This window comes from Telluribacter roseus (assembly GCF_017355915.2).
Classification (GTDB): domain Bacteria; phylum Bacteroidota; class Bacteroidia; order Cytophagales; family Spirosomataceae; genus Telluribacter.
Genome location: NZ_JAFEUV020000001.1, coordinates 401114 through 421967, shown reverse-complemented (window position 1 = coordinate 421967; position 20854 = coordinate 401114). Strand labels below are relative to the sequence as shown.

At 50.1% G+C, this 20854-nt stretch carries 19 protein-coding genes; 10 read left to right on the top strand and 9 right to left on the bottom strand.

Going from position 1 to position 20854, the window contains the following annotated elements; translation table 11 throughout:
- Positions 1-40 precede the first annotated feature (40 nt).
- The 4 genes from uvrC to porW all read right to left on the bottom strand — a co-directional run bounded on the left by uvrC (position 41) and on the right by porW (position 7869).
- Positions 41-1852 carry an excinuclease ABC subunit UvrC gene (gene uvrC / locus JTN23_RS01765; protein ID WP_247231919.1) on the bottom strand — a complete coding sequence of 604 codons (1812 nt, stop codon included), beginning with the start codon at positions 1850-1852 and terminating at the stop codon, positions 41-43.
- Between the two features lie 114 nt (positions 1853-1966).
- Complete coding sequence (locus tag JTN23_RS01760) at positions 1967-3121, bottom strand: glycerate kinase (RefSeq protein ID WP_247231917.1); 1155 nt, start codon at positions 3119-3121, stop codon at positions 1967-1969.
- A gap of 93 nt (positions 3122-3214) precedes the next feature.
- Complete coding sequence (locus tag JTN23_RS01755; protein ID WP_247231915.1) at positions 3215-5512, bottom strand: penicillin-binding protein 1A; 2298 nt, start codon at positions 5510-5512, stop codon at positions 3215-3217.
- A gap of 131 nt (positions 5513-5643) precedes the next feature.
- The gene (gene porW, locus JTN23_RS01750; protein WP_247231913.1) at positions 5644-7869 is read right to left on the bottom strand and encodes a type IX secretion system periplasmic lipoprotein PorW/SprE; all 2226 of its coding nucleotides are present in this window, start codon (positions 7867-7869) and stop codon (positions 5644-5646) included.
- A 139-nt stretch (positions 7870-8008) separates the two neighbouring features.
- Between porW and JTN23_RS01745 the strand changes: the two genes are divergently transcribed.
- From JTN23_RS01745 to atpH, 5 genes are all read left to right on the top strand, one after another.
- Positions 8009-8242, top strand: coding sequence for an AtpZ/AtpI family protein (locus JTN23_RS01745; protein WP_247231911.1), 234 nt, complete (start codon positions 8009-8011; stop codon positions 8240-8242).
- 400 nt (positions 8243-8642) lie between these two features.
- Positions 8643-9737 (top strand): F0F1 ATP synthase subunit A, encoded by a 1095-nt coding sequence (atpB, locus tag JTN23_RS01740; protein ID WP_247231910.1) that lies wholly within the window; start codon positions 8643-8645, stop codon positions 9735-9737.
- A gap of 49 nt (positions 9738-9786) precedes the next feature.
- A complete protein-coding gene (atpE, locus tag JTN23_RS01735) occupies positions 9787-10050 on the top strand; it encodes an ATP synthase F0 subunit C (protein ID WP_247231908.1) in 264 nt (87 codons plus the stop codon).
- 221 nt (positions 10051-10271) lie between these two features.
- Entirely contained in the window at positions 10272-10766 is a 495-nt protein-coding gene (atpF, locus tag JTN23_RS01730; RefSeq protein ID WP_247231906.1) for a F0F1 ATP synthase subunit B, read from the top strand.
- Positions 10767-10850: 84 nt separating this feature from the next.
- Positions 10851-11387: an ATP synthase F1 subunit delta gene (gene atpH, locus JTN23_RS01725; protein WP_247231904.1), complete on the top strand. Its 537-nt coding sequence runs from the start codon at positions 10851-10853 to the stop codon at positions 11385-11387.
- A gap of 76 nt (positions 11388-11463) precedes the next feature.
- On the opposite strand, the gene JTN23_RS01720 is transcribed toward atpH, so the two are convergent.
- Positions 11464-11847 carry a hypothetical protein gene (locus JTN23_RS01720; protein WP_247231902.1) on the bottom strand — a complete coding sequence of 128 codons (384 nt, stop codon included), beginning with the start codon at positions 11845-11847 and terminating at the stop codon, positions 11464-11466.
- 564 nt (positions 11848-12411) lie between these two features.
- On the opposite strand from JTN23_RS01720, the gene JTN23_RS01715 reads away from it, so the two are divergent.
- From JTN23_RS01715 to JTN23_RS01700, 4 genes are all read left to right on the top strand, one after another.
- Positions 12412-13128: a DUF421 domain-containing protein gene (locus JTN23_RS01715; protein ID WP_247231900.1), complete on the top strand. Its 717-nt coding sequence runs from the start codon at positions 12412-12414 to the stop codon at positions 13126-13128.
- Between the two features lie 55 nt (positions 13129-13183).
- On the top strand, positions 13184-13840 hold the full coding sequence (locus tag JTN23_RS01710; RefSeq protein WP_247231898.1) for a DUF421 domain-containing protein: 657 nt from the start codon (positions 13184-13186) through the stop codon (positions 13838-13840).
- A gap of 37 nt (positions 13841-13877) precedes the next feature.
- Positions 13878-14360, top strand: coding sequence for a BON domain-containing protein (locus JTN23_RS01705; RefSeq protein ID WP_247231896.1), 483 nt, complete (start codon positions 13878-13880; stop codon positions 14358-14360).
- 121 nt (positions 14361-14481) lie between these two features.
- Positions 14482-15531: a CHC2 zinc finger domain-containing protein gene (locus JTN23_RS01700; RefSeq protein ID WP_247231894.1), complete on the top strand. Its 1050-nt coding sequence runs from the start codon at positions 14482-14484 to the stop codon at positions 15529-15531.
- Here JTN23_RS01700 and JTN23_RS01695 read toward each other — a convergent pair whose 3' ends face one another.
- The 4 genes from JTN23_RS01695 to JTN23_RS01680 all read right to left on the bottom strand — a co-directional run bounded on the left by JTN23_RS01695 (position 15532) and on the right by JTN23_RS01680 (position 19581).
- Positions 15532-16215 carry a potassium channel family protein gene (locus tag JTN23_RS01695; protein WP_247231892.1) on the bottom strand — a complete coding sequence of 228 codons (684 nt, stop codon included), beginning with the start codon at positions 16213-16215 and terminating at the stop codon, positions 15532-15534.
- An 85-nt stretch (positions 16216-16300) separates the two neighbouring features.
- Positions 16301-18100: a TrkH family potassium uptake protein gene (locus JTN23_RS01690; protein WP_247231890.1), complete on the bottom strand. Its 1800-nt coding sequence runs from the start codon at positions 18098-18100 to the stop codon at positions 16301-16303.
- Positions 18101-18171: 71 nt separating this feature from the next.
- Positions 18172-19095 (bottom strand): serine hydrolase, encoded by a 924-nt coding sequence (locus JTN23_RS01685; RefSeq protein WP_247231888.1) that lies wholly within the window; start codon positions 19093-19095, stop codon positions 18172-18174.
- Positions 19096-19104: 9 nt separating this feature from the next.
- Positions 19105-19581: a GNAT family N-acetyltransferase gene (locus JTN23_RS01680; protein WP_247231886.1), complete on the bottom strand. Its 477-nt coding sequence runs from the start codon at positions 19579-19581 to the stop codon at positions 19105-19107.
- An 81-nt stretch (positions 19582-19662) separates the two neighbouring features.
- Here JTN23_RS01680 and JTN23_RS01675 point away from each other — a divergent pair, with 81 nt between their 5' ends.
- Positions 19663-20826 (top strand): cellulase family glycosylhydrolase, encoded by a 1164-nt coding sequence (locus tag JTN23_RS01675; protein ID WP_247231884.1) that lies wholly within the window; start codon positions 19663-19665, stop codon positions 20824-20826.
- Positions 20827-20854 lie beyond the last annotated feature (28 nt).

Sequence of the window (20854 nt, the reverse complement as noted above, 5' to 3'; positions counted from 1 at the left end):
CTTTATAGGGACTTTCTGTAAGCTACCTATACTTACGACCTTACGACTGTTCGATCGTATCGAAGTAAGCTCTGACCTTCTGGGCGCGGTCATTTCCTACTACTACGGCCAACTGCTCCGCCGAGCTTTCCCGTATAGCGCGTAGGGACTTGAAGTACTTCAGCAGTTTAGCCGCCGTTACCTTACCTATTCCCTCTACATTCTCCAGCTCACTCACTAGGCTATTGCGGCTGCGCTTGTCGCGGTGGTAGGTAATCGCAAACCGGTGCGCTTCATCGCGGATCTGCTGAATGAGCTTAAGCGACTCTGACTTCTTATCGATGTACAGAGGTAGTGAATCTTCGGGGTAGTAGATTTCTTCCAGTCGCTTGGCAATACCTATGATCGGTACCTGCCCATACAGGCCCAGCTCCTTCAGGGCGTCACAGGCCGCACTAAGCTGTCCCTTTCCCCCGTCTACCACAATAAGATCCGGTAGCTGGTCGCCTTCGCTCAGTACCCTACTATACCGCCGGCCCACTACCTCGCGCATTGAGGCAAAGTCGTTGGGTCCTACTACGGTCTTGATGGTGAAGTGGCGGTAGTCTTTCTTGGAGGGCTTGCCATCCACAAAGCATACCATAGCCGCCACCGGATTGGTACCTTGTATATTGGAGTTATCAAAGCACTCGATCCTGCGGGGCAATGTCTTGATCTGCAGATCCGCCTTGAGTTTGATCAGCACACGGTCTTTACGTGAGGTAGTGGCCGACGACTCTGCGGCCTTACGCTCCGCCTTCTCACGTCGGAAGTACATCACGTTTTTCATGGACATGTCCAGCAGCTTTTTCTTATCACCAATCTGCGGAATAGTTATATCCAGCTTCAGGTCAATATCCGGCTTTAGGTTTGAGATAAGTTCTTTGGCCTGGGTGCCATACTGCTCCCGCATCTCCACAATCATCATGGTGAGTATATCCTCATCGCTTTCATCCAGCTTTTTCTTTACCTCGAAGGTCTGCGTAGCTACTACATAGCCGTTGGTGATCTTCATGAAGTTGAGGTACGCCGCATCTTCGTCCGATACAATGGTGAGTACATCTACATCGCCAATACGTGGGTTCACTACCGTAGCCTTACTCTTAAAATCATCCAGCAGTTCAATCTTGGTTTTCCATTCGTGCGCCTGCTCAAAGGCCATCTGCTCGGCTGACTCCAGCATCCGTTGCTTGAAGTACTGATGCGGCAGCGACAAATTCCCTTTCAGGATGTGGTTGATCTGGTCAATCTGTACGTTGTACTCTTCCTCCGATATTTTAGCCTCACAGGGCCCTTTGCAGTTGCCTATATGGTACTCCAGACATACCTTAAACTTACCGGCCTCTACGTTTTCACGCGAGAGGTTCAGGTGGCACGACCGGAGGTTGTACAACGACTTGAACATATCCAGCAGCGCGTACATAGCCCGCAGGTTAGCAAACGGGCCGTAATACGTCCCGGCAGTGCGGTCGATCCGGCGGGTGGTCATTACCCTCGGAAAACGCTCATTCGTAATCAGTATGAAAGGATAGGTCTTATCATCGCGCAGTAGTATGTTAAATCTGGGCTGAAAACGCTTGATCAGCTGATTCTCCAGCAACAGGGCATCCCACTCTGTAGGTACTATCGTAAATTCAATCCGCCGGATCTGGCTCACGAGCCGCTTGGTCTTGCGGTCGTGCTGATTCGACTTTACAAAGTAGCTGCTCACCCGGTTTTTCAGGTTCTTGGCCTTACCTACGTAGATCACTTCATCTTTATCATCAAAATACCTATATACCCCCGGGTCTGACGGTATTCTGGCAAGCTCCGCTTTATAATCAAAATCAGCCATTATCTATAATTAAAAACCAAGAGGTAGATATATCAAAATCACAAATGAAGGGTGAAATATAAGCCTCTAAAAAGTAGAAGCAAGGTGTAAGATTAGTAGTGACCTGCCTACTGCTTAGTGTAGGCTCCGGCCACTCTTCCTGCCTAAATAAAACAACCGTACCAAATGAAAAGTTGCTTCCCGCACCCGCACATATGCTTCGGATTGGGCCTCCTGAAGGCGCTGGGGGCGGTTCAGAATCGATACCGCATAGGCTATGCCTGCCTCTCGTGCTTCTTCGGGCGAAATGAGCAAAGTACCACATACTACGGCCAGTGGTACCTCCTTCTCCTGACACAGGTCAGCCAGCCCTTTTACCAGCTTTCCACTTAGTGTCTGATGATCTACCTTTCCTTCGCCGGTAATGACCAGATCCGCCTTCTCTACCTGCTCAGCCAGGCGGGTCTGCTCCATTACAATCTGTACCCCTTCGCGTAAGGTAGCGTTCAGAAACCATAATGCCCCGGCCCCTACCCCACCGGCCGCTCCTGCTCCGGGCGTAGAGCTGACATCCTTTCCGAAGGTACTTGTCGCTACCTGCGCCAGATTACGCAGCCCTGCGTCCAACTGTTGTACCATCTGAGGATTAGCTCCTTTCTGCGGACCATAGATACAGGCAGCGCCCTTCTCCCCATACAGCGGATTGGTAACGTCGCAGGCCACTACTATGGATACCTGCCGCAGTAGTGGATCAACTCTTGAAGTGTCGATAGACGCAATCGCTTCCATAGACTTGCCTACGGGTGGAAGTACTTTCCCTGTCCCATTCAGGAATATATAGCCAAGAGCCGCCGCCATGCCGATACCTCCATCGGTAGTAGCGCTGCCTCCAATGCCTAGTATTATGGTACTAACGCCTCTGTTAAGAGCATCCTTTATAAGTTCGCCGGTACCGTAGGTCGATGTCAGTAGCGGATTGTACTCCTGTGGAGCCAGTAGTCTCAAACCGGATGCCGCAGCCATCTCCATATAGGCCGTAGTGCTATCCGCTGATAGGCCATACTCCGCGCTGATAGGTCTTCCTAAGGGATCACTCACCTGTACGGTGACCAGCCTCCCACCGGCATTTTGTGTAAGTACTGTGGTAGTACCTTCGCCCCCATCAGCCAGGGGAACAGTCGTTACCTCAGCCGCAGGATGAGCCAGCAGAATACCTTCCCTGGCTGCCCGACAGACTTCTTCAGCTTCCAGTGAGCCACGAAATTTATCAGGAGCGACGAGTATGTGCATGTCAGTGGGGTTAGGATGGGTGATGCGTTCTACTAAAGAATATGCCGGAAGATTTCTCCCCCGGCATACCGTATCAATTCTATAAAACCTGAATTAGAACAGGGCACCTTCGTCATCGGATACCGATGGGGCCACGTACGTATCGTTAGGATCGAAATAGACGCCGCCACAATCCAGCTTATAGTCGGCAGGTTTGTTGAATGCTCCCTTCTGGTACTGTACCAGCGAAGGGTCAGCGTATACCTTCTGCATGTACATGGCCCAGGCTGGCATCGCAATACGCGCTCCCTGACCATAGGCTATGGTACGGAAGTGGATACTACGATCCTCACCCCCTACCCACAGGCCCGATACCAGGTTATGGGTCATACCCATAAACCAACCGTCGGAGTAGTTGGAGGTAGTACCGGTTTTGGCCGCAATCTCATTATCCTTGGTAATACCAAAGCTGTGCAGACGCTGGGCTGTACCACCCGGATCTTCCACCGCGCCACGCATGATGTACAGCATGTTGTAAGCTACAGTAGAGCTAAGCTCCTGATTGGCCTTGGGGAAAAACTCCTGCAGGAGATTACCATATCTGTCTTCGATACGCAGGATGGTCATGGGCTCCGTACGGTACCCGCCATTCACGAAAGAACAGTAAGCTCCTACCATCTCATATACCGACACATCACTGGTACCTAAGCATAGGGCTGGTTTAGCGTCCAGCTTACTGGTAATACCTAACTTATGGGCGTATTCTACTACTGTATTGGGCTTTACCTGCTTCATGATAAAGGCACTCACCGTATTCACCGACTGACCAATCGCCTGCCGAAGTGACAACGACTGGTAGGAATACCTACCCGTTGAATTCTTGGGAGTCCAGCTACCGGGTACTCCATCCGCCAGCGTAAACGTGATTGGCTGATCCGTAACGTGGGAGCAGGGAGTCAGAAAGTTTTTGTCCAAGGCCGACACGTACACAAATGGTTTAAAGGTAGAACCGGGCTGGCGCTTACCCTGCCGTACGTGGTCGTATTTAAAGTGCCGGAAGTTGATACCCCCTACCCAGGCCTTGACGTGGCCATTGCGGGGATCCATAGACATAAAGCCGGTACGCAGGAAGTGCTTGTAGTACCTGATGGAATCAATGGGGCTCATAGTTACCTCCTTTTCCCCATCCCACGAGAACACCTTCATCTTGTAAGGAGTCCGCATCACCTTCATAGCTTCTTCTTCGCCTAACTCTCTCTTGAGGCTAATATAGCGCGGCGAGTTACGGATAGCCCTCTCTATAAAGCCTTTCATCGGCTTTCCTTCCTCATCAATCCAGGGATCCCGGCCTTTCCAGTGATCAAAGAACAGTTGTTGCTGCTGCTTCATATGCTCCTTTACGGCCTCCTCAGCGTAACGTTGCATGCGCGAATCAATGGTGGTATAGATGCGTAGCCCGCTGGTATACAGGTCAAAATCAGTATCGTTGTCCTCATTGTACTGCTCTACCCAGCTCTTGAGGGTAGACTTCAGGGACTCCCGGAAGTAGGGAGCAGGTCCGGTATTGTGGCTCTCCAGAGTGAAATTTACATCCAGTGGTCTGGCCTTATATGCCTGATATTGCTCTTCGCCCAGGAAGTCGTACTTAACCATCTGCGAGAGTACAGTATTACGCCGTAGCAGCGCCCGCTCGGGAAAACGTACTGGATTCCAGAACGTAGGATTCTGCAGCATACCTACCAGAAGGGCCGCTTCGTGTACATCCAGGTTCCAGGCATCTTTGTTGAAGTACGTCCGGGCAGCTACCTTAATACCATAGGTATTGTTACCAAATGAGTTGGTATTGAGGTACATCATCAGGATCTCGCGCTTGGTATACTTCCGCTCGAGGATCACCGACAGGATCCATTCTTTGGTTTTGGCAATGATAGTACGTACCAGAGGTACATCCCCCAGTAGTCCACGGTACTTCTCGGTACGGGTCTCAAACAGGTTTTTGGCCGTTTGCTGGGTTAAGGTACTACCTCCCCCGGAGCTTGACTTTCCAGTCATTACCCCCGTAACGGCGCGTCCCAGGCTTCGTACATCTATACCGGAGTGCTTGATAAATCGGGCATCTTCAGTAGCCAGTAGCGCCTCGATAAGTCGGGGCGACACCTGATCAAACTCAATGGGAGCCCGGTTTTCCAGGAAGTATTTACCCAATGACTTACCATCTTCTGAGATAAGTTCGGACGCTAATTCATTTTTGGGGTTTTCGAGGGTCTTCAGGTCTGGCATTCCGCCGAACAACCAGAAGAGGTTAACGCTGACAGCAAAAATATAGAAGGCGAATAGAGCCAGACTGATGGCAGCCAGACGCCAGATATTGACAATGATTCGCTGGTACTTTCCCCGCTGTAACTCAATCATGTGTATACTTTTAAATATTTATTGAGGGTCTATGCTTCAGGCAGGTTTTGAGCCTGACACTATCAAATGTACCGGAAGCTATTTCTCCTACTTTTACAATATAGCAATATAGTAGTGCAAAGATAGCATTTTCAGAACTTCCGGCGTACGGATGCCTGACCGGTCACCTCGAGCATTTCCTGTACCCGTGGTAAAAGGGAGCTGTCAGGATACAGACGGATAAACTCGTTAATGGCCTGCAGATACGCGTCTCGTCCCTGTACTTTCCCGATCAGGAATATCCGTAACAAGGCAAACTTATCTTCGAGTGGCCCGCCCTGGTTCTGGGCAAGAGCATTTTCGACCTGGGCTAATCCTTCCGAGTAGTTGCCTGCCACGTACAGCTCGTACACCTTATCGTAGGACTTGGCCGGAGCCGTAGATGCAGTAACCGCTCCGTCTTCGGAAGCCTTAGGGGTCTGGTTCAGCAAACGAGCGTAGGTAGAACCAGGATATTCTGCCAAAAGTTTATCCTTCCACTGGGAGCGTGTCTTGTCCTGCTCCGGCAGCGACAGGTACAACAGGTAGTACAATTCTTCGCGGTACTCCGTCTTAGGATAATCTTTGAGCAAGCGACTAAACGAAGCCACTGCCTTATCGGACTCTTTCAGATCAAACCTGTATATCTTGCCCAGCCGGTAGAGGGCATCTTCCTCTCTTTTCATCGAGGCAGCAATAGCCGCATCGCCAACCGGAACCTGACGTCGTAGCTCCTCCCGGCGGGCCTGCCACTCGGGTGAGCCTTTGGTCATGGCCGAGGCAGCCAGCGGGTTTGCCTGGGGTTGTCCGGGTCCGGCCAGAGCCTCCTGCCCCGCTGAGGCAAAAGACCGGTTGTCCTTGGTGGTGCGACGCCAGTCGTCCTCCAGAGGACGATTGCCCCATAACCTCCGGAACTCCATGCGCCCCTGATTAACCAGTACGGGATCATACAGCTCCCAGCGGCGCTCATTACCGGCGCCCAAAGGTACCCCTGCACCAGCGGCGGAGTTGTTAGAAGCTACCAGAGCCTCCTGAGCCTTACGAAGAAGCTGTTGCTTGTGCTCTTCTTCAGCTTCAATAATGGCATCTATCTTACGATCCAGCGCAACCGGATTCATCTGGGCCAACTGCTGCAGGCTATCTTCGGTACGGACGATGGTCAGCTGCGTCACAAACTCATCCAGTGCTTTCTTACGATCCGAAACCAGCCGGTACTCCCGTGCCTCCTTGGGAAGCACTACCAGGGCACTATCGTAGTAGGCTTTGGCTGCCTCGTAGTTGTCCAGGCGGTCGTAGTTGATACGGGCCAGCTCGAGGTAGGTATAAGGTACTTGTTGGGTGTTGGCACCGGCTACCGCAATGGACCTGTGCAGATAATCCAGCGCCTGAGGATACTGCTCCCGACGCTCTGCCAGCAGCCCCATGGTATAGTAGATGCGGTCACGAAGGTCGTTGTTCTTACGGTCACGCAGCATTCTGTCAAACCCTACGGACGTAAGGTCAGTCCGGGGGTTCAGTAATACCTGGTTCTGCAGCGAATTCATGCTGGCATTGAACGCCAGGTCGTACGACGGGCGGTTGCGGCTGACACTGCGGTAGTGCTCATTGGCCAGGGCGTACTGCCCGATGCGGTCATAGAGCTGGCCGGCTACGTAATGAAGCCGGGCCGTTGAAAGTGATTTTTTCAGTAACGGGAATGTCTGTTCCAGAATGGCTACGGCCGTCAGGTGTTCTCCCCGCTGCTGATGCAGGTACGCTTTGGCCAGATAAAAATCACGGGTAGCCTCCCTGGTAAGCGACTGCTGCCGCAGGTATTCCGACACATTAAGAGCATTGGAAAAATCGTTGCGGGCAATGTAGGCGCGCATAAGCCAGATAAGCGCTTCATTTTTATCATCCTCGTCACGGCCATTGGCAAATACATACCGGAGGGCCTCCTGGCCATCGTCCCACTGCCCCAGGTACAGGCGCGACTTTCCAATAAGAGTATAGCTATTGTCCAGCCACTTGCTGTTCTGGTGACGCTCAGCTACGATAGATGCTTTCTTGATGGCGTCTTCCAGCTGAGGCTTTACTTTGACAGCCTGTACGGAGTCAAAAGGTAACAGTATGGGCAGCAACTGGTTATAATCATCACGGTAGGCCTTGTAGATCTCCCGCTCCGCTTCGTTGAGGCTATTGCGCGAAATATAGTAGGCATTGTACTTGGCGGTAAGATTATGAAAAGCCACGCTACCGGGCCGGTTGCTATACTGCGAGCATCCTGATAGCGCACCTACCAGTGCAGTCATGGCTCCCAGGCGCCTAAGAAACGAGAAGGTATGCTGGATCACAGACACGTGATTTCAAAGATTTAAATAAAGTATCTGGCTGTATTAAGAACGTAAATTCTGATAATTACGTATCGAAGATAATGCCAATTCCGAAATTAGAGGCAACTTTACTCCCTATTTCCACCGGGCTTAGACATAAACCAGCATGAGCGACCCAAAACAAGACAATTTGGATAAGACCCGCCATCGTACCAACTCCTACGTCCGGTACTCAGGCCTGGCTTTTCAGATGCTCGGTACCATACTGGTATTCACCTATGCTGGGTATAAGCTTGACGAGTGGCAGCAGAATAAAGTTCCGGTCTGGACGCTGATCCTGTCGCTGCTGTCTATCGGCGGCTCTTTATATATGTTTATACGGGGTCTCCCCAAGAATTAACTAACTCATCTCTTCCATGCTGAGAAGCATTCTGGCTACTGCCCTTCTGGGAATTGTATTTTTTCTAGCTCAAAAAACTGAACTCGGCCGGTTTATCCATCAATGGATCTGGTATATACTAGCTTTTTTTCTGGGAGTTTCGATACTGATTCATCGCCTTATGGAAATTGGTTTTCGGAATAAGCGTGAAAATTTCGTTCCCTTCTACATTTCTACTATAGTAGCCCGGCTCCTGCTGTGCATGATTTTCGTAGCCTTTTTTCTGTACAGAGGCGTTCCTGATCAAAAGATCTTCATAATTAACTTTCTTGTACTCTATTTATTTTATACGAGCTTTGAAATATATGGTTTGTATAGTAACTTGCGCCGCGATTTATAACGCATAGTCATAACAAGCTTTATGTTAATTCATATCCGCCGATATTTTACAATTGCCATTGCGGCAGCTCTATTGATTTCCAATCCCTTAAGGGCTCAGCACGAAATCATTGACACCACCGCCGCCGAAGTGCCTAACTACGAAGAGCACGCCGAGCAGCATAGTCCCGGACACGACGAAGAGGAGGAATTTAACATTGGTGAAATGATCATGCACCACATTGCTGACTCACACGAGTGGGAGTTTGCACATGGGCTGGTGGCTCCTCTCCCGGTAATTCTTTATTCGCCGGATCGTGGTGTGGAAGTATTCATGTCCAGCAAGTTTCACAACGATCAGCACGAGTACAACGGCTACCGTCTTACCCACGATGAGAAAGAGGTAATCGTACCCGTTGATGAGTCACGTACGGTTTATGATTTTTCCATTACCAAGAACGTAGCCTCCATGCTGATCAGCGCTGTACTGCTGCTGCTTATATTCGGAGCTGTGGCCAAAGCCTACAAGACACGCCCCGGCAAGGCTCCGCGTGGGTTCCAGTCGGCAATGGAGATCATCATCCTTTTCATTCGCGATGAGGTAGTTAAGCCCAATATCGGCCCTACCTACGAGAAGTACCTCCCGTACATGCTGACGTTGTTCTTCTTTATCCTGATCAACAACCTGCTCGGTCTGCTACCTGGTGCGGCTAACCTTACCGGTAACATTGCCATTACGCTGACACTGGCCGTCCTGACGTTCATCATCGTGCATATCAATGCCAACAAGCATTACTATATGCACCTTTTCAAACCAACCGGTGTACCTGTAGCCCTGCTGCCTGTCATGGTACCGGTAGAGATCGTGGGTGTATTTATGAAGCCCTTCTCCCTGATGGTTCGTCTTTTTGCGAACATTACCGCGGGTCACATTATCCTGTTGAGCCTTTTTGGTCTGATATTCATTTTCAAGAGCCTGGCGCTGGCACCGGTAGTTTCGCTGTTCGCCCTGTTCATGAACTTCATCGAGATCATGGTAGCCTTTATCCAGGCGTTCATCTTCACGCTGCTGTCATGCATGTACATCGGTAGTGCCATCGAAGATAACCACGAAGCCGACCACGGCATCGGTCATTAATCAGTAATCTTTTGTTTTTTAATTAATATATCTCTAAACGAACACAATTATGTTGCTTCAAATTTTGCTTCAAGCTGCTGAGCAGAGCGGTGTAGGTCTTGCAGTAATGGGTGCTGGTCTTGGCGCTGGTCTTGCTGTACTAGGTGCTGGTCTGGGTATCGGTCGCATCGGTGGTAGCGCTATGGAAGGTATCGCCCGTCAGCCTGAGGCTGCAGGTCGTATCCAGACTGCTATGCTTGTAATCGCGGCTCTTATTGAGGCGGTGGCTCTTTTTGCAGCCGTTATCTGTCTGCTTATCTCTTTCAATCTGTAATAACAGATCAGGAGGCCTGAGCTTCATCTGCATTAGGCGATGAGGTGGCAAAAAACATTCCGTGGGGGCATTAGGCCTCCACGGACTTAATTTAGAAACAAAAGGTTTAAGAATATTTTGCGGCTGGCATGGAGTAACCTGTACCTTTCAGTCATTCGAGTTACTACCGGGTTCCTGCCTACTAAACATTACTACTTTACACTTTAAAATCCTTAAAAGCTATGTCATTGCTTACCCCCGCCATTGGTCTTTTGTTTTGGATGCTGGTGGTGTTTCTGTTGCTGGTAGTGGTTCTTCGTACGTACGCCTGGAAACCCATTATTGCCGGACTCAAAGACCGTGAACACGAAATACAGAGTGCCCTGGACCTGGCCCAACAAACCAAAGCCGAAATGGCTAAGCTGCAGGCTGACAATGCCAAGCAACTCGCCGAAGCCAACGCCAGCCGCGACCGCATCATCCGGGAGGCTAAAGAAGCCGCTGACCGTATGATTGCCGAAGCTCGCGATAAAGCAGCCGTAGAAGGTCAGAAAGTACTTGAAAGCGCCCGTGAGACCATCCGTAACGAGCAGCAGGCAGCTATCACTACCATGAAGAAAGAAATAGCGGCCCTGTCGCTGCAGATCGCTGAGCAGGTACTGCGTCGTGAACTGAGTGATAAGACTTCACAGGAGAAACTGGTAGCTGAGCTGGCTTCCAACGCTCATCTTAACTAATACTGGCTCCGCCTTTGAAAGGCGATATTTATAGAACTAAACTACGTGAAGTACCATCCGTACTTCATCCAAAAATAAAAGAATATGTCAGTAGGTGCCGTTGCAACACGATACGCTCAATCACTGATTGACCTGGCCCAGGAAAAAGGTGTTGTGGAGACTGTATATAAGGATATGCAGCTTTTCAGGAATACCGCCGTCGAAAACAGGGGTCTTATGCTTGCCCTAAGTAGCCCGGTGGTACGTCACGAAAAAAAACTGGGTATTCTGAAAGGTTTGTTTCAGGACAAGGTTGATCCGGTTTCGTTTGCTATCTTTAGAATTATTACCCAGAAAAACCGGGAATCAATTCTGGATGCCATAGCCGACGAATACATCAAGATCTATAACGATTACAAAGGAATACAAAAAGCTACCGTAGTGACTACTACTCCCCTTACAGCGGAGCTTCGTCAGCAGTTTAGCAAGATAGTCGCTGAGGCTACCGGCAAAACGGTTGAACTCGAAGAAAAGGTAGATTCTAAACTGATCGGAGGTTTTGTGCTTCGGGTAGGCGACCGCCAGGTAGATGCCTCGCTCCGTAGCCGCCTTAACAACCTCAAGCTTCAGCTTATCGGCTAAGATTTCATTTTTTATCTGTATAATTTGGAAAGACCCTGCTGCTTTGCGGCTGGGTCTTTTTTTGCTGCCTGTTGAGCTACTTCCTGAATAGTAGCCAGCCTACCTTACATCCTAAAGCCGGGTACAGCCGAAATGATCTACCCGGTTGTTCGTATAATAGGCTCCACCTCTGAAAAGTGGTACGCCCGTCTGTTCCATCGATCCAGACATCCCTGTACCGGGTACCTATCCCACCAAACAGAGCAAGTACCCATAGCTTGCCCATCCACTGAATACCGTCCTTTACCCGCAGGTCATATATATTTCTCCGTAATGTATGGTCCTGTTCATTCAGTACCGAAGGCTGGTTAGTAGTCCTGAATTCGGTCGAGAACTTATTATAATGCTTCACCGCGCCATATAGTCGGGCTGTCCTGGCAAAGTGGGGACGCTGGTACTTGCGCCATTCCAGCCGGCACAACCAGATACGGGAGTTTCAGACTCATATGGATTAGAGGCAGGATGACCAACACCCGCTTCTGCATGCAACCCAATTCGCTCACCTACCAGCACCTCTGTTCCCAGCGTGATGGTATACAGATTGACCAAGTATTCCGCAGGAGCCACCTTAACGACTACTCCACGTAGCGCTGGCTGAGGGGTATTATCGCTATCGACTGGTAGTTGTAAGGCAGCCAGAAAGCAGGGCAATAAAGAAGAGGTTTTGCATAGATAGCGGCTATATGTACTTGTCTACTAATAGGAAATAAGTTAGGTAACGATTATACAACAACTTATTACTACTCAAAAATGTAACCAAGACACTTTGGGCATCCGCCTCCACATATATGCCTGTAAACCTTTAATTTTCTACAATATAAGCAGGATAAGTATTTCCTTTCCTTAGTCATTTGTATATATCCAGTTACATTATATATTATATTTTTATTAGCGATAATATAATTCTGCCAAGTCACACCTCATCTTCCCTCTGTACTGGCGTAATTATTTAAAAGCTCTAAACATATACATTTAGAAAGGAAGTATGAAGAAAGAGGAAATTCACCTTGGAGATATTAATCGTTGGCTCATCGGGCAAACGACGTGGGAGTTTATGATAGAAGTTGTAATACGGACGGTACTCATTTATATCTTCCTGTTATTGATAGTACGGTTGATGGGCAAGCGAATGTCAGGCCAGATCACCCTCACCGAAATGGCTGTTATGATTACCCTTGGTGCCATTGTATCACCGGTGATGCAGTTACCCGACCGAGGTATTCTGTTTGGGGTACTGGCCCTAATCTGTGCTCTCATTTTCCAGCGTCAGTTTAACCTATGGACCGTTAAAAACCACCGGGCTGAAGAAATTACGCAGGGGAAATTATCCATGCTGGTGAAAGATGGCAAAATCGTAGTCGAAGAGCTGAATAAAACGTACATCACTCACCAGCAGCTGTACGCTCTGCTTCGCCAGAAGAACATCTACAACCTGGGTAAAGTCAAACGGGCTTATCTGGAAGGGTGTGGTGCATTCAGTGTATTCGTAGAAGAAGATGACAAGCCCGGACTTCCTATATATCCGGAGTTTGATCAGTCTATAAAACAAAGCCAGAATAAATTGGATGGATCGGTAAAGGCCTGCTGTAACTGCGGACATGTACAGGAGGGGGCCAGAGAAAATATCCAGTGTACCAACTGTGGTGCCACCGACTGGACCCATACCTACCATACCAGAGAAAATGAACTGCAGACTAATTGAGTAAAAACCTATGATGCCGGATAATATAAGCCTCAGTGATTGGGGGAGAATAATAATGGGGGAAGTCCCCGCTGCATTTTACATAGAGATTATCATTCGTGCTCTTCTTGTGTACATACTGCTCATGGTATGTATGCGTGCCCTGGGCAAACGAATGGCTAAGCAAATCAGCCGGATTGAAATGAGTGCCATGGTAGCCCTTGCTTCGGCAATAGGTGTACCTATTCTGGTTGCGGACAGAGGTATGTTACCTGCCTTCATATGTGCCGCTGTTGTAGTACTTATCACCAGACTTATCGCCATGATTAGTGTACGTAACCAACGGTTTGAACAGCTAACTCAGGGTGATATAGACATACTGGTAGAAGATTCGGTAATGAATATTAAGCATATGGAGGGAGTACTCATCAGCCGTGAGCGGCTCTTTACTGAACTACGATCACGCAATATACCTCACCTGGGTCATGTGAGACGCGTGTACCTGGAGGCGGACGGAAACTTTTCTGTTATTCAGCAGGAAAAACCAGTTCCGGGTCTTGTTACGCTACCTTATTGGGATACGGAGTTTATTAATGAGAAGCTGAAGTCAACAGATGTTGTCATCTGTAATAATTGTGGTACGCGAAAACCAGATCATAGTACCCAGAATGGTAGTACCCGCTGTCCCAATTGTGGCAAAGCTGATTGGGTACAGGCATCGATTGACCGATAGCTACTAGCACTATTTTTAATCTGAGATCAAGTATAGCATGAAATTCAAGACTAATATATCAGTACCCCTGGCCTTCTGTATCTGCCTGCTATCCTTTTTGTCAGGATGCAGGCCTTCCGATGCAGATCTTAAGGCAGATTTCATTGCCAAGGCCGAACGGGAAAAAGACTTCCAGGGGGTGTCATTTGTCGTTGAGGAAGGAATCGTTACCATCAATGGCGTTTGCCCGTCCGAAAAGTCGAAAAAGAAGGTAGAAGAAACGGTGAAAGGAGTACATGGGGTGAAAGATATTGTCAGCCATATTACCATCGCTCCTGTTACAATCGGTACCGACCATAACCTCAAAACGAGTGTAGACAGTGTACTTAAGAAATATCCGGCAGTAGAGGCTTCAGTGGCGGACAGCATTGTTACTCTGAGCGGTAAAGCCCAGGACAACAAAAAGTCCGAAGAGCTATTGACAGCTATTAAGTCGCTTCAGCCCAGAAGCATCATCTATCAGGTAACTACTGCGCAGTAGGCTCATCACCTGTCATACTACTATTGAAGGCCTGTGTTCTCTATTGGACACAGGCCTTTTTATGAGAAGCCTGGTAGGTACTATATGCACGGTCAAGGCTAATTTTTGTACCTTAGTTTTCATGAATATCCTGGAAGAAGTACGGAAAGTAGACTTGCTGCGGGTAGTGCAGGACCTGGGACTGGACCTGCATCTGCACCGGAAGATTGTTTGTCCCTTTCACGAAGAGAAAACGCCGTCGCTGGTACTATATCCCCAGACTAACACCTACTACTGCTTTGGCTGCGGCAAACGCGGTGACGTGATCCACTTTTACGCTGGCTATACACAGCAAGAGTACAAGGCAGCTATGCACGAACTGGCTTACAAGTACGTATCGGGTTATGTACGAAGGGGTACTCCCCCGCCCCAGCGTATTCCTCCGCGCCCCGTAATACCCGCTGACCACATACCTGATACGAAAGTGTATGTGTACCACCCCCTGCACAGCGAGATTTACGAATCGCTTAAAAAGTACTGCGAAGAACAACCCGAAACCGACATCTCCCGGCAGGCCTACGCCTACCTGCACAGCCGGGGCTTCACCGACTATACACTCCGCCGGTTCGGGATATTTGTTATTAAAGATTATCACGCGGCCAGCTACTACCTGCGCTCGCAGTACGCCATGGCCGACCTGCGCGAGTGCGGCTTATACAACGAGAAAGACAACCTGATTTTCTACAAGCACTGCATCATCATCCCGTACTACCAGAAAGAAAAGCTGGTGTACCTGCAGGGGCGGATTATAGGTACTCCCACCGACAAGACGCCCCGTTACCAGTTCCTTAATGGAGTACCTATTACGCTATTCAATGCCGATATGCTGCGTAAGGTACGGACGGGCCATACAATATACCTCACCGAGGGAGCTTTTGACTGCATGACACTGGTACAGCAGGGGCATCCGGCCGTTAGCCTGGGTAGTGTTACTATGTTTAAGCGCGAGTGGGCTAAGCTGTTTCAGCGGTTCGAGGTATGCTTCTGGTTTGATAACGATCCGGCCGGTCAGCACGCCGCCAAGGCCTACCACGACATTTTTGAGCTATCCGGCATCAGTACTCACTCCAGGTCGGTCAGGGATGGTTACAAAGACGTGAACGAGTACTTTACCCGGCGTGAACAAGAGTAGCTATCGGGCCAGGATCCGTTTCAGCTCCTTTACGTTGCCGATCAGGATCAGGTGATCGCCCGGCTTCAGCTCTATGTCGGGATGTACATCTAGCTCCAGTTTCTTGACCTTACGCGCGTGCCCCAGAAGGCTCTTTTCGTTCTCCACGTGTACGTAGGCTACTACCTTTAGGTTACTGGATCGGGTAAAGCCGGTTTCGGACAGGCGCTGGTAGTAAAACCGCTGCGGTATCCGCAGCTCCAGCATGGCCGACTCATCGCATATTTCGTAGGAGTTCTCTACCTGCGGGATGGTCAGTCGCTTGGCAACCTTCTCGGCCGAGTCCTGCTCGGGTAGGAGTAGTTCATCCACTCCCAGCGCCTCAATCACCGTACGGTGCGTATCGTTTATAGCTCTACCGATTAGTTTTTTTACCTTCATCTGCTTCAGCAAAGCTGTTACCAGTACCGAAGCTGCAAAGTCTTCCCCAATAGCTACTACTACCACATCCATTTCTTTCAGGGGAAGCGAGTTGAGGTTCTGCAGATCGGTGAGGTCCATCGCTACGGTATGAGTAATTCTGTCTTTAAGGCCCTCGACTTTACTCATATTGATGTCGACCCCTATTACCTCATGCCCCATCGAAGTAAGCTTCATTGACAGGGCGGCCCCGAAGTTACCAAGGCCTACTACTAGAAATTTCATATATGTATTGTCATTGTAAAAGCCAGGCTATGCCGAAAGGCGACCTGCATGTACTACTAAAACGTCCCCGCGCCCCCTACTGTTATTAGCTGATAAAAATGGTCTCTTTGGGATAATGGTAGTTCTTGGCAAGAGCCCTTCTCGAGAAGGCTACGAACAGGGTAAAGGTACCTACCCGCCCGATAAACATGACCACCACCAGTACCAGCTTGGCCGTGTCCGACAGCAGCGGCGTAATGCCTAGCGTAAGCCCAACGGTACTGAAGGCCGAGAAACATTCAAAGGCTACGTTGATCAGGAGCTTTTCGGGCTCCAGCACCGTGATGATCAGGATAGCCGGCCCTATCACCAGCAGGGACAGCGTTATGATGGCAAAAGCCCGGCGTACCGACTCGTTGGCAATCTCGCGCCGACGAATCTCTACCCGATCCTTCCCCTTCGCAAGACTCAGTACGTTCAGCACCGCCAGGGCAAAGGTGGATGTCTTTACCCCGCCCCCCGTAGAAGCCGGCGACGCTCCGATCCACATCAGAAGCAGGTAGATCAGGATGGTAGCGGGCTGCATCAGACTTAGATCAAAGGTATTAAAACCGGCCGTACGGGGCGTCACTGCACCAAAGAAGGCCGTGGCGACCTTCCCCTCCCAGGTCGTGTGATCGTACAGGATGCCGTAGTACTCCGTGATAAAAAACGTAATGAATCCAACTACCAGCAGGATGACCGTCGTCGTGATGACAATGGAGGTATTGGCACTTACCGTACGCGGCAGATGGTAGAATGACCTCCCGTACACCACCCACGCAAAGGTCTGCAGAATATAGTGCCGGATATATTTATAGAAATCCACTACAATAGGATACCCGATACCACCTACTATAACCAGAGCACAGATTACCAACTGAAAATCATAATCGGTACTGAGTGCCGGGTTGAAAAGCCCGTTGGGTGTAGTAGAAAATCCTGCATTACAAAAGGCGGATACCGAATGGAAGATGGAGAACCTGACCTGCTCGCCAACCGTATCAAACAAGGTACGATCAACGGTCAGGAAGATACCCAGCGCCCCCAGTGCCTCGACCAGCAACGTAATCACGATAACCTGTGACAGCGACCGGAACGTGTCGCTCACCCGCTCCGCCGTCACGTACTCCCTCAGGAAGAGCTGGTTCTGCAGCGAAAACCCGCCCTTATAGAGGTACCCCAGAAAGCTGGTAAATGATAGTATCCCCAATCCCCCCAACTGGATAAGACACAGGATAAAGAACTTGCCCAGGCGGGTAAACTCCATAGCGGTGTCCAGAGTAGTGAGCCCGGTTACGCATACCGCACTGACCGACGTAAACAGTGCATCCGTAAATGAGATACCGTGTACCGTAGCTCTAGGGAGTAGTAGTAACCCGCAGCCCATAAAGGATAGCAGGATAAAGCTCAGCGCAAAAGCCAGAGCCGGATTGAAGCCAAGGGTATAGATGGCCAGTACCTTCCGTGAGGTATCCAGCAGGATCAGCACAAAGCAGAGCAGCAGGCTCCCGTAGTAGCTCAACGAGTTAAGGTCGGGGCTGATCTGGATGATGCTGAACTTATAGACGCAAAAGCAGGCCAGCAGAAAATTCAGAAACCATAACGCCCGGCGAACAGATCTGCGTTCGGGTGGGTACCGAATGGTACGTAACGCCGACGTGATCGTAAAGCTTACCAGGTACAGCAGGTAAAGACTTGCAAAGTAGATGTACCCGACTATGTGCGAAAATCCTACGTCATATATAATGAGCAGGAATACGAACAGGCCTATGTAGAAAGTAATATCCTCAAAAAGGTTGTGTAGCCTTTTTAATGTTCGGTTCGTAAAGTTTCTGAAGTTCCAGTATAAACGTCTTGATAACATAATCAATAGTTACACAGTCGTGCTGATACTATTCAAGCTTACTACTACATCCCGCCGCCACTACTATATTGCTACCACCACTTGTCATACCCCTGCGGAGGCTGCCAGGTACTTTGTGGTTCGAAGTGCTTCCAGACCGTAGCCGAGATAGTACGTAACAGTTCATACCCGGCATTGTTACGAATCCACCTTTCATCCTTCTGATTTTTGGTAGTAACGCACAGGATATATTCACCATGCGGAGCGTGTACCAGCAGTACCTCCGACTTGGCCTGATTGACGGTACCATTCTTGGAGGCTACCTTCACATCGGAAGGTAGCTGCGACAGTGACTCCCCATCCCAGAACTGCCGGCCCAGGTAGCGGTACATCCGGTCGCTGATGTCGGGGCTGATGGCCTTTCCCTGCCTGATCATGACCATGAGCTCGGCCATTTCGCGGGGAGTAGTCTGTCCCCAGCCGTACCGGGTGCGGGCGGCCTCGCGCCCGGGTGTACGGGAGTTGACCCGCGTGCTGGCAAACCCATGCTGATCGAGCCATTGGTTTATAGTAGCCCCCCCACCCGCCATAGCCTGCAGCCACAGGCTACCGGTATTGTCACTCAGGGTAGTCATGAGCATGATCACGTAGCTGAGCGGGATGCGGGCGCTATCACGCAGTGAGCCTACCACGCCATCGTCGTAGTGCAGCGAGTCCCGGTAGGTGAGTGTCTGCTGGTAGCTGATCGAGCCCCGGTGTATCTTGTCAAACAGCCCACACAGGATAGGTACCTTCACCATACTAGCCGTCGGGAACAGGGTATCAGCATTGATTTCTACGACACGCCCCGACTTAAGATGACGTACATACACCCCTACCTCTCCCTCAAACCCCTGCAGGGCCGCCTCTACCTTACGGGTTAGTTCCTTATCAGTACGTGTCCTGCCTACCGACGAGGGCTGGGCCACAGCATAGGTACTTATTACCAGAAAGACGAGCAGAAGAGCTTTTTTCATAAGGCAGCTTTATAATTCCCGCTCAAAGTACAATACCCCTTCATAGGGATTGAAATTATAAGGTACGGTTTCGCGAAAGCCAAAGGCTTTGTACAAACCTACCGCATTGGGCATTTTATAGCCGATGGTATCCAGCTTGATGGTCTTGTAGTTCATGGTCCGGGCGGCATCGATCAACTGCTGCATCAGTGCCTTGCCAATACCCGCGCCCCGGTACTCCGGCCTGATGTACATCCGCTTGATCTCGCAGGTCCACTCGTTCTCGATCCGCCGCAGCCCCGCACATCCTACGTACGCTCCCCCCTCTTCTACCAGGAACAGGCGCCCCACGGGAGGGCCGTACATAGTAGGCAGTAAGGTCAGTTCGCCGTCAAAATTCTGAAACTGCAGGTCAAAATCCAGTGAGGCCGCGTACTCTTTGAAGAGTGCGATGGCTGCAAGATAGTGCTCTTCGGTATTTGCTTCTATGATTGTCCAGGTCATCATTCTAAAAAAACATACTACAATATGGAGTTGTAAATGTACCTCCTCTGCTTTTAGATAGTGAATAATCACCAAGATATTATCATGAAAAAACTACATCTCCTCCTTTTATTCCTATTCTTAGCGGTCGCGGCCCAGGCTCAAACCAATGCGCCGGCACGTTGGGATACGAATAAGGCCACAGCCTGGTACAAGAAGCAGCCCTGGCTGTTCGGATCCAACTACAATCCGGCCAATGCCATCAATCAGCTGGAAATGTTTCAGGCCGACAGTTTTGATCCGGCTACTATTGACAAAGAGCTGGCCTGGGCCGAGTCATTGGGTGTTAATACGGCCCGTGTGTACCTCCACGACCTGCTCTGGCAGGATCCGGCCGGCTTTACCAAACGCCTGGATCAGTTTCTGAGTATCTGTGCCAAGCACAAGATTCGCCCCATGCTGGTACTGTTTGACTCCTGCTGGGACCCACACCCGGCCCTGGGTAAGCAACGGGACCCGCAGCCGGGTATTCATAACTCAGGCTGGGTACAGAGCCCGGGTGCTGATGCCCTTACGGATGTATCGCAGTACCCACGGCTGGAAGCCTACGTAAAGGGTGTAGTAGGTGCTTTCAAAAACGATCCCCGTATCCTGATGTGGGATGTCTGGAACGAGCCGGATAATACCAATGGCAACAGCTACGGCAAGAACCATCTCAACCGGGAACCTGCCAACAAGGTAGCCATCGTGACCCGGCTGCTGCCGGAGGTATTCAAGTGGGCCCGCTCCGTCAACCCTACCCAGCCACTCACCTCAGGTGTATGGATATTCAGCAAGGACCGGGATATGAGCAAGCCAGAGAACTGGACTCCGATGGAGAAGGTCCAGTTTGTCAACTCCGATATCACCACCTTCCACCACTACGCCGACGTGGAGTCGTTTGAGCGGGTGATTAAGGAGCTTAAAGCGCAGGGACGTCCGCTGATCTGTACGGAATTTATGGCGCGCGGTGCCGACAGCAAGTTCCAGACTCACCTGCCCGTAGCGAAGAAGTACGACGTGGGTATGATTAACTGGGGATTTGTAGCCGGCAAGACCCAAACCTACATCCCCTGGGATAGCTGGCAGAATCCGTACGTCAACGGACGGGAGCCATCGGTATGGTTCCACGAGATCCTGAAACAAGATGGTACTCCGGTGGATGAAGAAGAAATTACAGCTATCAAAGCGGCCACCGGCAAGTTGAAGAAAGCAGCAGCAGCGTACTAAGTACATACTCATTATAAAAAGGAGCGGC